General features: G+C 43.9%; 13 protein-coding genes and 1 tRNA gene. 7 read left to right on the plus strand and 7 right to left on the minus strand.

Annotated features, from left to right (window positions below; all coding sequences use genetic code 11):
* Nucleotides 1-2: 2 nt before the first annotated feature.
* Nucleotides 3-1,313, minus strand: coding sequence for a serine/threonine protein kinase (locus GZN30_RS08585; RefSeq protein WP_232060472.1), 1,311 nt, complete (start codon nt 1,311-1,313; stop codon nt 3-5).
* A gap of 246 nt (nt 1,314-1,559) precedes the next feature.
* Between GZN30_RS08585 and GZN30_RS08590 the strand changes: the two genes are divergently transcribed.
* Nucleotides 1,560-1,650 (plus strand) — tRNA-Ser (locus tag GZN30_RS08590).
* Between the two features lie 218 nt (nt 1,651-1,868).
* Here GZN30_RS08590 and GZN30_RS21290 read toward each other — a convergent pair.
* From GZN30_RS21290 to GZN30_RS08610, 5 genes are all read right to left on the minus strand, one after another.
* Nucleotides 1,869-2,045: a hypothetical protein gene (locus GZN30_RS21290; protein WP_167521310.1), complete on the minus strand. Its 177-nt coding sequence runs from the start codon at nt 2,043-2,045 to the stop codon at nt 1,869-1,871.
* Nucleotides 2,046-2,263: 218 nt separating this feature from the next.
* The gene (locus GZN30_RS08595; RefSeq protein WP_075650332.1) at nt 2,264-3,406 is read right to left on the minus strand and encodes a mandelate racemase/muconate lactonizing enzyme family protein; all 1,143 of its coding nucleotides are present in this window, start codon (nt 3,404-3,406) and stop codon (nt 2,264-2,266) included.
* Between the two features lie 192 nt (nt 3,407-3,598).
* Nucleotides 3,599-4,564: a DMT family transporter gene (locus GZN30_RS08600; protein ID WP_075650334.1), complete on the minus strand. Its 966-nt coding sequence runs from the start codon at nt 4,562-4,564 to the stop codon at nt 3,599-3,601.
* A 102-nt stretch (nt 4,565-4,666) separates the two neighbouring features.
* Complete coding sequence (locus GZN30_RS08605) at nt 4,667-5,842, minus strand: UxaA family hydrolase (RefSeq protein ID WP_075650336.1); 1,176 nt, start codon at nt 5,840-5,842, stop codon at nt 4,667-4,669.
* Entirely contained in the window at nt 5,842-6,171 is a 330-nt protein-coding gene (locus GZN30_RS08610; protein WP_075650338.1) for a UxaA family hydrolase, read from the minus strand. The genes GZN30_RS08605 and GZN30_RS08610 overlap by 1 nt, the downstream gene beginning before the upstream one ends.
* 154 nt (nt 6,172-6,325) lie before the next feature.
* Here GZN30_RS08610 and GZN30_RS08615 point away from each other — a divergent pair, with 154 nt between their 5' ends.
* The 4 genes from GZN30_RS08615 (at nt 6,326) to GZN30_RS08630 (ending at nt 11,681) form a co-directional block, all read left to right on the plus strand.
* Complete coding sequence (locus GZN30_RS08615; protein ID WP_075650340.1) at nt 6,326-6,982, plus strand: GntR family transcriptional regulator; 657 nt, start codon at nt 6,326-6,328, stop codon at nt 6,980-6,982.
* Nucleotides 6,983-7,355: 373 nt separating this feature from the next.
* Nucleotides 7,356-8,861 (plus strand): sensor domain-containing diguanylate cyclase, encoded by a 1,506-nt coding sequence (locus GZN30_RS08620; RefSeq protein ID WP_332058068.1) that lies wholly within the window; start codon nt 7,356-7,358, stop codon nt 8,859-8,861.
* 228 nt (nt 8,862-9,089) lie between these two features.
* A complete protein-coding gene (locus tag GZN30_RS08625) occupies nt 9,090-10,241 on the plus strand; it encodes a trans-sulfuration enzyme family protein (RefSeq protein WP_075650344.1) in 1,152 nt (383 codons plus the stop codon).
* 3 nt (nt 10,242-10,244) lie between these two features.
* A complete protein-coding gene (locus GZN30_RS08630; protein ID WP_075650346.1) occupies nt 10,245-11,681 on the plus strand; it encodes a Na+/H+ antiporter NhaC family protein in 1,437 nt (478 codons plus the stop codon).
* A gap of 69 nt (nt 11,682-11,750) precedes the next feature.
* On the opposite strand, the gene GZN30_RS08635 is transcribed toward GZN30_RS08630, so the two are convergent.
* The gene (locus tag GZN30_RS08635) at nt 11,751-12,674 is read right to left on the minus strand and encodes a histone deacetylase family protein (RefSeq protein ID WP_075650348.1); all 924 of its coding nucleotides are present in this window, start codon (nt 12,672-12,674) and stop codon (nt 11,751-11,753) included.
* Between the two features lie 268 nt (nt 12,675-12,942).
* Here GZN30_RS08635 and GZN30_RS08640 point away from each other — a divergent pair, with 268 nt between their 5' ends.
* Together GZN30_RS08640 and GZN30_RS08645 are read left to right on the plus strand one after the other, a co-directional pair.
* A complete protein-coding gene (locus GZN30_RS08640) occupies nt 12,943-13,629 on the plus strand; it encodes an SDR family oxidoreductase (RefSeq protein WP_075650350.1) in 687 nt (228 codons plus the stop codon).
* A gap of 111 nt (nt 13,630-13,740) precedes the next feature.
* On the plus strand, nt 13,741-13,947 hold the full coding sequence (locus GZN30_RS08645) for a hypothetical protein (RefSeq protein ID WP_123780495.1): 207 nt from the start codon (nt 13,741-13,743) through the stop codon (nt 13,945-13,947).
* The last annotated feature ends 18 nt before the right edge of the window (nt 13,948-13,965 follow it).

Raw genomic sequence — 13,965 nt, forward strand, 5'->3', positions numbered from 1 at the left:
AATTATTTGCTCTGTCGTTTCTCAAGCGTTTCTAGTTGATCCTCAGGTTCAATCATTACTAAAAACATTTTCTGTTTTATATGCTTAGGTATCTGAGGATTAGATAAAATTCGTCGACGAGTATGATCTAACACTGCGCTAACTGGCATTGCTTGTGCTGCAGAGCTTTTGGAATGAAACATCATGCTGGTCACTTCATAGATAAGATTTTCCGCGACACTTTTCTCATGTTCGAGCTGTTTATTTTTGTTCAACACCACTGACGTGAAAATAACTGCGGTTAGCATAAGAGTGACGGTTAATGAACTTGATATTGGATGGCGTTGAAACATGCGCAAGTAAACATAAGGAATATTTCCCTTGCGTTGTGAGATCGGTCGTTTATTAAGAGTATTCTCTAAATCTAACCTCAATTGATATGCAGTTTGATAACGTTGTTCTGGGCGTATTTGGGTCGCTTTTTGAATAATACAAGTTAAATCTGTCGGTGTTTTTTTAGTCAAAAACAGCCATTCTAATAACTTACCTAAAGCAAAAATATCACTTGCAGGCTCAAGTTTAGCACCACTCTTTTGTTCAGGGCTTGCATAGTATGGACTAAGTGCGGTTACAGCACCTTCGTTGGCACTGAGTTTCTGAGTAAGGTTAAAGTCAATAATCTTGGCTTGCATATTAACATCAACTAGCACATTTTCAGGCTTCAAATCCCCATGAACGATCCCTTGAGCGTGGCTATACTCTATTGCCTGACAGACTTGGAGAAGTAACTCTATTTTTTGTCGACTATCTAATTCTTGCTGCTGACAAAGGCACGATAAGTTCCCCCCATCTACTTGCTCCATCACAATGTAGACTTGTTGATTATATACTCCACCATCAAAAACTTTGGCTATATGCGGATGGTTAAGTTTGGCCAACATCTGAGCTTCTGAAAACAAGGCAGTTTCATCGAAAATCAACGCTAATTGTTTATGAATGACTTTGATTGCCAGTTTTTGCTCGAAGCGTTTATCAGCTCTACATGCAGCATAAACAACCCCCATCCCACCCCGCCCTAACTCATGGGTGATCAGGTACTTATCAATTTGTTGATGAGTTAAGTCGCTTTTATGAGAGCTAGCAAATGAAAGGTTAAAACCAAGAATTTTCGTTAAATGCTGATCCGCATCTGCATCTGCATTTACCAAACAAATGACGTCAGCATACAGAGCAGGATTATCTTGTTGCAGTTTTTCTAAAAACGATTGCTTGTGTTCATCGTCAAGATCGAGGAGTTTGTAAAATATCTGCGTTTGGCTATCAAGTGAGTCCACAGTAATACATATTATTATTTTTATTAATAATTTTAGCAAAATACACTAAGCGCAATCAATGTGAAGATTATCAATTTCAATTGATAATCTTTTCCTTTAGCCTCTGTTGTCACTTATCAAACAAGCACTAAACACAACTTTTTTATCTCTTAGCAAAAAAAACAGCCTAAATCGCTCACAAATAAATCAAACAGTAAAAACAGGGGTTTACAAGCAAAGGCTTCCCTTATATTATGCGCACCACACGGAGAGATGGCTGAGTGGTTGAAAGCACCGGTCTTGAAAACCGGCATACGTTAATAGCGTATCTAGGGTTCAAATCCCTATCTCTCCGCCACATTTAGAAAGCCCGCAAAGAAATTTGCGGGCTTTCGTCGTTTCTAAGCCTATACATTATTGAGTCGCAAGACTGGACTGGGCGTCCCCGACTAGGCGTCCCCGAGTTTTCTCGTTTTAAAACGCCAAAAACTTATGAAGGACTCAGATCCCTCATCGAAGGCGATCTCACACTCTCACACATTTAGTAAGCTGAAATACATCTGGTAAACGTTGTATTTATTTCTCACCCTCTCGTTCATCAATACGTTCAGAGTCAGATTGAAAAGCTTTCCACTCACCATAATCAAGCTTATGCTGCTCATGCATCGCTTTGATCAATTGGCGGTCTAGCTCGGCGAAATAGAGGTCTTCTTCTACCTTGCCGCGCAAACGGAGTTTCTCTGTAAAGTCCATATTCAGCCACTCCTCATCGATTGAGTCGTCACTATAAGTATAGTTGTATCTCTGTTGCTGTTCTTGTTAAGCCTCCTATTTACAGCCTCTAATTTAGATATAAAAAAAGAGGCAACCAATGGCTGCCTCTTTGTCGTTATTTCTGTTCCAATTTTTCGTCAAAGCTGACTATGACGATAAACCAGGATAAGACCCAAATTCCTATCCTGACGCGTCAATTAGTTTACGCGGTACTTAGCGATGATCTCTTCGTCAAGCTCCACACCCAATCCTGGAGTGTTTGGTACTGCTACGTAACCGTCTTCAAATGCGATTTGGTTTTTCACTAGTGAAGTAAACAGTGGGCTTGTGCTTTGAGAGTACTCAATTAGGTCGCCGTGCTCACGAGAAGCTAGGAAGTGTACCGTTGCTGCAATCAGGATACCGGTTGAGAAACCGTGTGGAACTAGCTTCATACCAGCCATATGTGCCATATCGTAGATCTTCACCATTTCAGTGATACCACCACAACGTGTTACGTCTGGTTGAACGAAGTCAGCGCCTGATTTTTCGATGAAGTTAGCGAACTCGTAACGCGTAGTTAGCGTCTCACCACCAGCAAGTTTTTGCGAAGTAGACTGAGAAACCTTACGGTAACCCGCTAGTACGTCATCTGTGATTGGCTCTTCAATCCATAGTAGGTTGAACTCTTCTAGCTTCTTAGCCATCTCAATGGTGTGACCCGCTGTGCGCCACGCGCTTGCTAGGTCGATTGCGATTTCAACGTCTTTGTTGATCGCACGTGCTGTTTCACACACTGTCTTGATGATTTCGTAGTCAGTTTCTGCGTTTTTACCTAGCGGACCACCACCAAATTTTAGCGAAGTGAAACCTTGAGCCAGTAGCTCAGTTGTACGAGCAACGTTCTCTTCTTTCACTGCTGACGGGATAAATGTACCGTATGCGCGGATCTTCTCACGGAATTTACCGCCTAGAAGTTGCCATACAGGTACTTTGTAGAACTGACCTGCGATATCCCAAAGCGCCATATCGATTGCAGAGATAGCGTGGATCATTGTAGAGCGACGACCTGCGTAGTGCGTGCCGTTGTACATCTTAGTGTATAGACGTTCGATTTCTAGTGGGTTTTCACCGATTAAAAGACGCTCAAGACCTTGAGAAGAACCGTGGCTTTGTGTTGCTTTGATACAAGCTTCGATCATCATTGGTGAGCTGTCAGATTCACCAACACCCGTGATACCAGCGTTAGTGTGAACGCGGATTAGTACGCCATCTTCACCCCATTCACACGCTTCATCAACAGCTGGAACGCGTAGGTGGATAACTTCTACTTCAGTAATTTTTAATTCGTTAAATAGCATGTTAATTCTCTACTATTGGCAATAATTCAATTGATAGCCAAGTCACCTCACGCTCTAGGCGCAGCGATATTGAGGTGACTCAGATAAATAAGTTCTTTCAGGGTTAATCAAATTGTGGAGCGATTTGATTTTTTGGGGGAATTGGCTGTCAGTCCCGATGCTGACAGCCATAACTCGTGGTTGAATTAAGAATTAAGCCGCTGCTTTTTCTTCTTGAACAGCTGGTTTTTTCTTAGTGAAACGGTCACCCACTGTGTAGATACATAGCGCGATAACTACAGTCACAACACCTGCAAGTTTTTGCAGAGTCATTAGCTCACCTAGTAGGAAGTAAGCTACGATCATCGCGAATAACGGTAGAACGTTCAGTGCCATAGTGGTGATAACTGCGTCTTGAGTTTTCAGTGTTGCAATTTCCCATAGAGCGTATGCGATACCTGAACACAGTAGACCAAGCGCTAGAATACTGCCGATGTGCTTGCCGTTTTCAACCAGTACTGAAGCTGAAGCGAAGTCTGCACCCGTTACTAAACCAAGAACAAGTAGAGCGACTGTTGCTGCACCGAATTGGTAGAAACAGCTAGAGAATGTGTCGTAACGAGAGTTTAGATCTGAACCGAACTTACCAAGAATGTAGTTGTAAGTTACGAAGCCAAGTACACCAAATAGTGCGAACAGGTGACCTAGGTTAAGACCTTGAATTTTGTTCGATGGGTCGTAAGCAATAACGCCAGCGCCCACTAGAGATAGCACAACTGCAAATACTTTAGGTGCAGATGGCTTAATTTTATCGATAACAAATACCGCTAGCATGGTTAGGAACGGAGCCATACCGTTGATAACACCGATCTCACCAGATGAGGTGTATTCGTAAGCTAGGATAGTAAAGTAGAAGAATACCGCTTGCGCAGAAACACCTGCTGCAGCCAATAGGAAACCGTCTTTTTTGTTTTGGATTTTCTTAAGTGTGTGCTTCTTAGAGAACATGAATAGCACAACAAAACCTAGTGTAGCAATCGCGTAACGCGCAACCGCTAGAACAACAGGATCTAGCTTACCAGCTAGCACACCGCCAAGTGGGAACGATGCACCCCATAGGGCGGCACAAACAAGAGCGATGGTCAAACCAAGTGATTTATTAGGAGCAGGTTTACTCATTTTTTTATTCTCATATAAAGGCGTTTCATTAACGCCTTTGGGATAACCCAAGCAATTTCTCGCTGTATCACTCAAGACTTACTTGGGTAAACAACTTAGTGATTATTGTGGGCAAATACCGATAACGTGTTCTAGACGTTGATCTTTTTGGTATAGAGATGCGTAAGCGAAACCAACACCTTCTAGGTTGGTAGGCTCACCATTTGCAACATCAAACACGCGCTCAATGATCTTGTTCGATACATTGTCGATAGTGTCTGTTGCGTCCATGATTCCACAAGCGTTGATATCCATATCAGCCGTAATTAGAGAGCTGTTACCAGACACTCGGATTACTGGAACGATTGAGTTGTTGAAACCTGCAGCACCTGCAGTCCAAAGAATTAACTGACAGCCAAGAGAAGCGAAGTGCATTGCAGCACCACCACATAGCATGGTTGTTTCAGTTAGGTAGAAACCAGGCGTGGTTGGTTTCTCACGGTGAATGTGGTTGATGCGCAAACAATCTTGGATTGGACGCGTACCCGTCTTGTGCATTGCACCTTGTGATTTTTCATCGATAGTCGTTAGACCGCCAACACTGTTACCGATAGACATGGTTTCTGTGCCTTCGATTACGTGCCAACGTTTTAGGTCTTCAGCGATCAGACGTTCAATTTTCTCACCCACTTCAGGTGTTACTGAACGCTCTTTTAGAATCTCTTCACAACCTAGTAGCTCAAGCAGCTCACCCGCCATTGTAGTTGCGCCCATGTCGATTAGCTTGTCAGAAGCTGCACCAACAGATGGGTTAGAAGCTAGACCACTTGATGTGTCTGAACCGCCACATTTGATACCGATACGCAGTGCAGAAACTGGTGCATCAACACGCTCTACGCTATCCGCGTATGCTTTTAGCTCTTTTGCCAGCTCAATACCATCTTTAATTGTCTCGATAGTACCTTTGTTCTTGATTACTGTTAGCGTGTGAACCGGTAGACCTTCTTTACGCACTGGCTCTGCAATCATTTGTGGGTCGATTGAACCACAACCCATTGCGATAACCAGTACGCCTGCGATGTTCGGGTTAGTTGCTGTGTGGATGATGGTGTCGATCATCTCTTCGTTACCACCATACATACAGGTGTAGTGGTTAGTTACAACAACTGAGTCATCAATCTCTTTACTGATGTTACGTGCGATACCTTCACAACATTCATCAATAGCAACAATCATTACGCTGTTACGGATACCAAATGTACCGTTTGGACGTGGGTAACCTTTAAATGTGCTAGTCATTATTGCTCGATCCCCATTTGTTTGATGATTTCTTCGATGATTGCTTCTGGAATGTCTAGGCGTTCGCTGCGAACGTTTTGGACATGAACAAGTTGACCGAGTGGGATTTCAACAATCGACTTACCAATAGAGTGACCACACTTCATGATGTGCTCATCGTTAGCGATATCGCCAAGCGCAATCTTATTACCAAAAGTGATCTTTTGTAGCGCTTTGATTTCTGCGATTACTTCGTTGTCTGCTGAAATGATTTCAACTAATTCGTGTTTTTCTACATCACCAAGTAGCGTTGCTACGTTGTCTGTAGAAGAAAGTTTTATTGCTTTCATTGTATGTACTCTGTCTTATCGTTAAACAGTTAATTGTCCATTGTCCGACAATCGGCATTATACAGTTAAACAAACGACAAAATATGACTAAAGTCACAACTTGGTGTAATATTTTTGAATATTCTGAAATGCGTGTGACTAATGAGTCTGGGAAATGAAAATAAATAAACAAAGCCTAGAAGACCAAGCTACTGAATTTATTAAACATATGATCGTCAGTGGTGAGCTTTCGCTAGGAGAAAAGATCGTTGAAAGTTCTTTGTCAAAACAGCTAGAACTTTCTCGTAGTACGGTACGAATGGCACTCAATACCCTCGCCCATGAAGGTTTAGTGGTGCAAAAACCCTATGTTGGTTGGCAAGTGTTCGATCTTTCTGATGAAGATTTATGGGAGTTGTACCACCTTCGTGTGGCAATTGAGTCGCAAGCGGCGGTAATGGCAGCTGAAAAAGCAACCGCTGAAGACAAATTGGCTCTGCGTCAGGTTTATGATGAGTTTTGCCAGTTGTGCCAAAATGGACCATTGGAGTTAGTGACGGTCTGTCAAAAAGACTTCGAACTGCATCGAAAAGTGGTTGAGATCAGTACTAGCCCTAAGTTTCTTAAGATTTACGATCAAATCGCGAATCTACTTAAGAGCTATATCAAGCTTACTCACACCGATTATGACTTGTCGCAGAGTGCGGTGAGCCATAAAGGTATTGTCGAAGCGATCATCTGCGGCGATGGTGAACGCGCTCGTTTCGAGTCCAAACAAAACATCACCACCTTCACCGAATTAGGTCGTCTTGCTAGCCAAGCAAGTGCATAACAACGATTTTGAAATTCGCTCGGATCTTTGCCGAGCGTTTTTTACGCCAAAACTCCATCGTATGCTCCCCATAAATTCAATCATCTAGACCTTAAGCGAAATCCGCTGATCACGTAAACAAAATGTGTAAACTTCGTTCGACACTCAATAGATTTTTGTCGTGAAAACAATTCGCTTTATTGCTACCAATATGTGACTCGTATCACTATAATACGCGCGTTTGAATTATCTCGATTTGTCCGCAGCCATGAACTCCTCTGACTTTAAGTTTTTCTTTACCCGATTTTTCGTCTTATTCAGCGCCTTTATTCTGTTGTTTCTAGGCATTTTTACTTATCACTCTCAACAAGAGCTTGCGTCTGTAAAAAGCAATATGAAAGTGGAGCAAAGCGCACTGCTTGAAGGCAAGAAAAACTACATTGAATGGGTAATTGGTTCGGTTGTTAAGGAAACCGCCCTATTAGCCGATCTTTTAGGTCAACAAAAGATCTACAAGACCGGTACGCAGCTGGATGAACAGACCAAAAATCAGCTGCTACAACATACCAGCAACGCCCTTTTGGCAATGAGTCAACGTAAAGAAATCTATGACCAGATTCGCTATCTCGATCTTGAGGGCAATGAAATTGTGCGCGTCAATTTCTACGATGGTAAAGCACACCTTATTGCCAAAGATGAACTGCAAAACAAAGCCCACCGCTACTACTTTCAAAAGGCAATGGCGCTAGGGTGCAATCAAGTCTATGTTTCCCCAATCGATTTGAATATCGAACATGGCATGATTGAAGAACCACACAAGCCGATGATACGTATGGCAACTCCTGTTGTAGACGAGCAAGGTCAGAAGCGTGGCATCGTGATCATCAACTATCTAGCTAAATATCTGATGGATGGTCTGCGTCTGTTTAACCTAGACAGCGGCACCAACTACATGCTGATCAACAACAGTGGCTACTTTCTGTTTAATGATGAAAGACCGGATCTTGAATTTGCCTTTATGTTTGAAGACAAACAAGATCAAACTGTTTATACAAGGTTTCCCGAATTAGCCGAGCAAATCAAAGCCACTGTTTCAGGTCAACTTGAATCTGAAACTGGCATTATGACGGTAGAATCCGTTGGTGCGATAGACAGAGTTAACCCTTACTGTTTCCAAGACTTCCATGTATCAAACAATGATACCACCTCGTGGAAATTGGTTTCTTATGCGGATTTTGAAAAACGTATTGATGTACAGCATCCGACAGCATTCCATGGTTCGATGATCCAACTTGGCGTATTACTCAGCATTGTATTAGCGCTTTGCATTGCAACCTATCAACTGAGACTGCATCGCGACGATCGCCGTATTCACTACTTAGCCCATTATGACAATCTAACTGGCTTGTATAACCGCGGCGCTTTCCAGGAAAAATCACTTGAAGCAGTGAAAAAAGCCAATAAAGAGGGTAACCCATTGTGTTTAGTGTTCATCGATCTGGATGACTTCAAAGCGATTAATGACAACTATAGCCACCGCGGTGGGGATATCGCTTTGCAACACGTCGCCAAAGCAATTACATCGGTATATGGTGAACAAGCGATTATTGGTCGAATTGGTGGCGATGAATTTGCGGTGCTGTTGCATCAATCGCTGATTTTTGAACAAGCGCAGCAATATGCTGATGAGTTACTGGATGTGGTGAAGCGCCCATTTGAAGTTGAGCCTGGTATCAAAATCCAACTGAGCACCAGTATTGGCGGACATTACTGCCAAGACTCCTGCTGTGATAGTGATGACCTTATCCATAAAGCGGATATCGCCATGTACCAAGCGAAAGCAGCAGGCAAAGGTTGTGTGGTGATCCTCGATTGTATTGATGATTCAAACCGAAACTAATTTCCACCAGTCATCTCAACAAAACCCGAGCGGCAGCTATCTAGCTGCTTGCTCGCTAATAATAGATTGAAATTATTCAGCGAATAGCGGTGAGTCATTACAACAAAATTTCTCACCTCGATACCTTATTCACTAATTTGACTCTAAATAGATTGAGTTCCCCCCTCACTCAGTTTTACATTATGCGATATTCATCGTCCTCAACGTCGAAACCCAATAGGATCTCCTATGAAAAGCAATAAAATTGCCACAATTGCCATCCATGGTGGCAATCAAACTGATAAGGGCAATAACGCGATCTTTCCACCGATTGTTACTGCGAGCACGTTTGTCCAGCCAAACCTGGGGGAAAGTGGTGAGTTCTTTTACTCTCGCTGTGGTAACCCAACTCGCCATGCTTATGAAACTGCATTAGCCGAATTAGAAGGTGGCATTTACGCTACTGCCACGGCTTCTGGCATGGCGGCAACGACACTCGCTTTGGAGATCCTAAACCAAGACGCACACGTGATTGTGATGTCGAGCGTCTATGGTGGGACTTATCGACTTTTTGAAAGCCTGCGCAAACGCACTTCGGGGCTGACATTTAGTTATGTTAATCTCAATGATTTGGCGGCTGTTGAGGCAGCGATCACCGCGCAAACCGCGCTGATTTGGATTGAAACACCAACCAACCCTCTCCTAGAGCTGGTTGATATCAAAGCGGTGTGTGATTTAGCCAAAACAAACGGCATTACGACGTGCGTGGACAATACGTTCTCAACAGCGTGGAACCAACGCCCGCTCGCTCTGGGCGCTGACATGGTGATGCTTTCAACCAGTAAATACATTGGCGGTCACTCAGATGTGATTGGGGGTGCGCTGATCACCAACAACTCAGAGCTCGCGGATCACCTGAATGCGTTTAAAACCACAGTTGGTGCCATTGCCTCGCCTTTCGATTCCTATCTATCCCTACGTGGATTAAAAACACTAGACGTTCGCATGGAGCGCCACTGTGCCAATGCATTGAAAGTGGCACAATTTCTTGAGACACACGACAAAGTCATCGAAGTTCACTACCCTGGCTTAGCTTCACACCCACAGCACGAACTGTGTCAACGTCAAATGAAGACCGGTGGTGCGGTGGTAACGATTCGTCTTGCTGGCGGAGAAGCAGAGGTTCGTCAATTCATTGGAAAGTTGCGTTATTTCGTTTTGGCAGAATCATTAGGTGGTGTAGAAAGCATGATTAATCACACTGCGTCTATGTCGCATGGTTCGGTACCAAAAGAGGAACGCGAAGCGATGGGGATCTACTTTGAAACTCTGCGCCTCTCGATTGGCATTGAAGATGCTGATGATCTTATTGACGATCTTAAGCAAGCATTAGAGGCTTAATCCATGACTGATTATGGTATTTGGACCATCATTACACCTTTGGTCACAATCGGTCTGGCTATTTGGACTCGCCAAGTCATCCTATCGCTACTCGCGGGGATTTTCGTTGGCTTTACGGTTATTCATAGCTTCAACCCTTTTTCTGGCATTGCGGCAACCTTAGATGGCATCATCGATGTCTTTTCTTCCGCAGGATCAACCCGCACCATTTTGTTCTGTTTTATGGTGGGCGGATTGATTCGCTTAATCCAAGTAACTGGCGGCACCAAAGCGCTGGTCCGTTACTTAACGGAAAAAGCGCATATCATCAACAACCCGAAAGCGGTTCAGTTGTTGGCTATGCTAATCACTAGCATCATCTTTATTGAATCCTCTATCTCCATCATGGCAGCGGGTACCTCAACCAATGAGTTAGCCAAACGCTATGGTGTTGCGCGTGAAAAAATGGCTTACGTCATTCAAGCATCCTGTGTTTCAGTCTGCTCTAGCGTAATGATTAACGGCTGGGGCGCAGCCATGATGGGCGTGATTGGCGTGCAAGTAAGCAAAGGTTTCATCGATGGCGAACCTTTCAGTATTTTAGCCGGCTCCATGGTTTACAACTTTATGGCTTGGCTCACTCTCGCCTCCGTGCTTTTCTACATCTTTAGTGGCTTCAAATGGGGCTCGATGGGTGAAGCGGAGCGCCGAGCACTCACAGGACAAGAACTGCGCGAAGGTGCGTTTCCGATCACTTCAGAAGAAGACGTTGAAGTGGTAGAAAGTGCACACAACAAAGAGTCGATTCTTAACTTTTTGATCCCATTAGTTCCGACAACGATCATGGTACCTGTGGGTCTCTACATTACTGGTAATGGTGATCTCGCTAACGGCTCTGGTTCAACCTCGGTATTCTGGGGGGTAATGCTCGGAACCGCCTGTTCTTTTGTTTACTTCACCAGCCGTAAAATCCTAAACGTCGATACATTTTTTAAGCACTTATTTGCTGGCTATGCGTCAATGATTCCTCTTAGCGCGATCATGACGCTGGCATTTTTGATGGGTAACGTATCTGGAGAGCTCAATACTGGCGCATTTATCACTCAATCGATTGACGGCATTATTCCATCGGGCTTTTCTGCGGCATTTGTATTCTTGATTTCAGTATTAATGGCGATTTCGACTGGGACCTCATGGGGAACGTTTTCGATTATGATCCCTATCGGCGTTCAAGTCGGTGCAGCTGTTGGCATTGACCCTCAGCTTATGATTGGCGCGGCAATTTCAGGTGCCATCTTTGGTGATATGACTTCACCAATTAGTGATACCAGCATTGTCTCCTCTATGGCGACCAAGAACGACCATATTGACCACATTCGAACTCAGTTCCCATACGCGATTACAACGGGTCTGATTGCCACTGCACTATTTACTGTGTGTGGTTTCTCAATGCTCAATTAATACTGATCTTACTCAGACACAAGCCAGTGATTCTCGTCACTGGCTTTTTTTGTCATAGCATCAATGCAGCTAAGCCGTATAGTTGGCAAATGCCGCTTCCAACAACTGCATATGCAAAGCAACCAACATTTGGTGATCACTACGATAACCGCCACCAACCACACAAGCCATGGGAATGCTTTTCTCTTTCGCTAGTTGGATTAAAAAACTGTCTCGCTGAAATAGCGCTTGTGTCGAGACGTTGAAGTAGCCCAGCTCATCGTCACGATGAATATCAACACCCGCATCATAAACAATCAAATCAGGACGATGCAGATTCACCGCGATTTGCACCACACTGCAGAAATGGTCGAGAAATTCTTGGTCACCCGTTTCTCGACTCAACGCGATGTCGATATCGGAATCCGGCTTCTTGGCTGGAAAGTTTTTATCGCAATGGAAGGAAAGCGTGATGATATCCTCCTCACCTGCGCACAAAGTCGCGGTGCCATCACCATGATGAACATCACTATCAATAATCAGTACTTTGTCTATGTGGGGAAATTCCAGTGCTCGTTTAGCTGCTAAGACTAAGTCGTTAATCAGACAAAATCCCGAGCCAAAGTCATAATGAGCATGGTGATAACCGCCACTTAAATGAATGGCCAAACCATGCTCTAACGCCAATTCGGCACTTAAACAGGTGCCCCCTGCCGAAGTCAAAGTACGCTCAATCAATTGCTCACTCCAAGGGAAACCAATTCGGCGCATCTTCGCTGCCGGCAATTGGTTATTGAACAGCGCCTCGATGTAGTCAGGACTGTGTACCTGCTGCACCTGCTCAATAGTCAGCGGGGACGGTTGCGTTATCTCAAACAACTGCAACCAATTTGAATCCTGCTGTTGTTTCTCTACTAGAGCTTGATACAAACGCTGATATTTACTGATTGGGTAGCGGTGCTCTGCTGGCAGCTCAAGTTGCGAATAGATAGCGTGGTAAACAATAGGAAGCATAGAGACAATCGCAGTAACAAAGTATCTCTGTATGTTAACAGCTTGAAATTGTGCTGCAAAAAAGATTTAATTGATATTAATTATCATTTTCAATTAAATCTTATGTACTCTTCTACTCTCTATTTTTGGCTGGGCATTGCCGCCGGAACCTTGGGCGCGATGTTGGCGTTTATCACGATGATACTCACCGCATGGCTTATGATTGATTTTATTATTATGCCCTAACACAATATCACCTAGACCATTATCACTATTCCAAGGAGAGGCAATGAAAACCATACTCATCACCGGTGCAAACCGCGGTATTGGCTTAGGGTTTGTTCATCACTACCTAGCACAAGGAGCGACAGTTCACGCAACTTACCGTGATATCAACAGTGCCGAACAACTGCTCGCACTTGCCCATAAACATACTAATCTGCACTGCCATTGTCTCGACATCACCGACTATGACAAGTTCGAACGGCTCAGTGCGACGATTGGACGACTCGATCTGCTAATCAATAATGCAGGCTACTATGGTCCTAAAGGCTATGGTTTTGGCAATACCGACGTTAACGAATGGCGCAAGGTATTTGAAACCAATTCGATAGCGCCACTTAAATTAGTCGAGGCACTGCATTTCAATCTCACTCAAAGCGATTCTTCAACCATTGCTTGTTTATCATCGAAAGTCGGCAGTATGACCGAGAACACCTCAGGTGGGGGCTATATCTATCGTTCATCAAAAGCAGCGCTAAACTCGGTGGTCAAAAGCTTAAGCAATGATCTCTCACCTCAAGGGTTTACTGTCGTGGCACTGCACCCGGGCTGGGTTCAAACCGAGATGGGCGGACCTAATGCCCTGATTGATGTCGCAACCTCAGTGAATGGCTTAACACAGGTAATCGCTAATTTGACCCAGGATCAATCCGGGCAGTTTATCAATTTCGATGGTAGTCAAATTCCTTGGTGATCAATTAGCTACAACATTCCCTATACAAGCGAGTTTATAAACTTATTAAACGCGCTTGAAAATTCGCCTCCGGCTTCCAAAATTAAAATGATTTCACTCAATAAGGAGAGTCTGATGGCGGATAAACATCTAGTGAATTTCAGTGAAGCGCATGAGTTGAATTACTGTCTACGAAGTGCTGGCAAACGCCAAACTCAAGCCAATCGAGATGCTTTGATTGACTTGGGCAAGCAGGTGAAAAGTGAACTTGGTAAACGAGTATTGACGCAAAATGATGTACGCGGAGCGATCGCTGATAATGGCAACCTATTTGATTAGTTCGAGCGCGGCTTTGTG

Source organism: Vibrio ponticus (assembly GCF_009938225.1).
Lineage (GTDB): Bacteria > Pseudomonadota > Gammaproteobacteria > Enterobacterales > Vibrionaceae > Vibrio > Vibrio ponticus.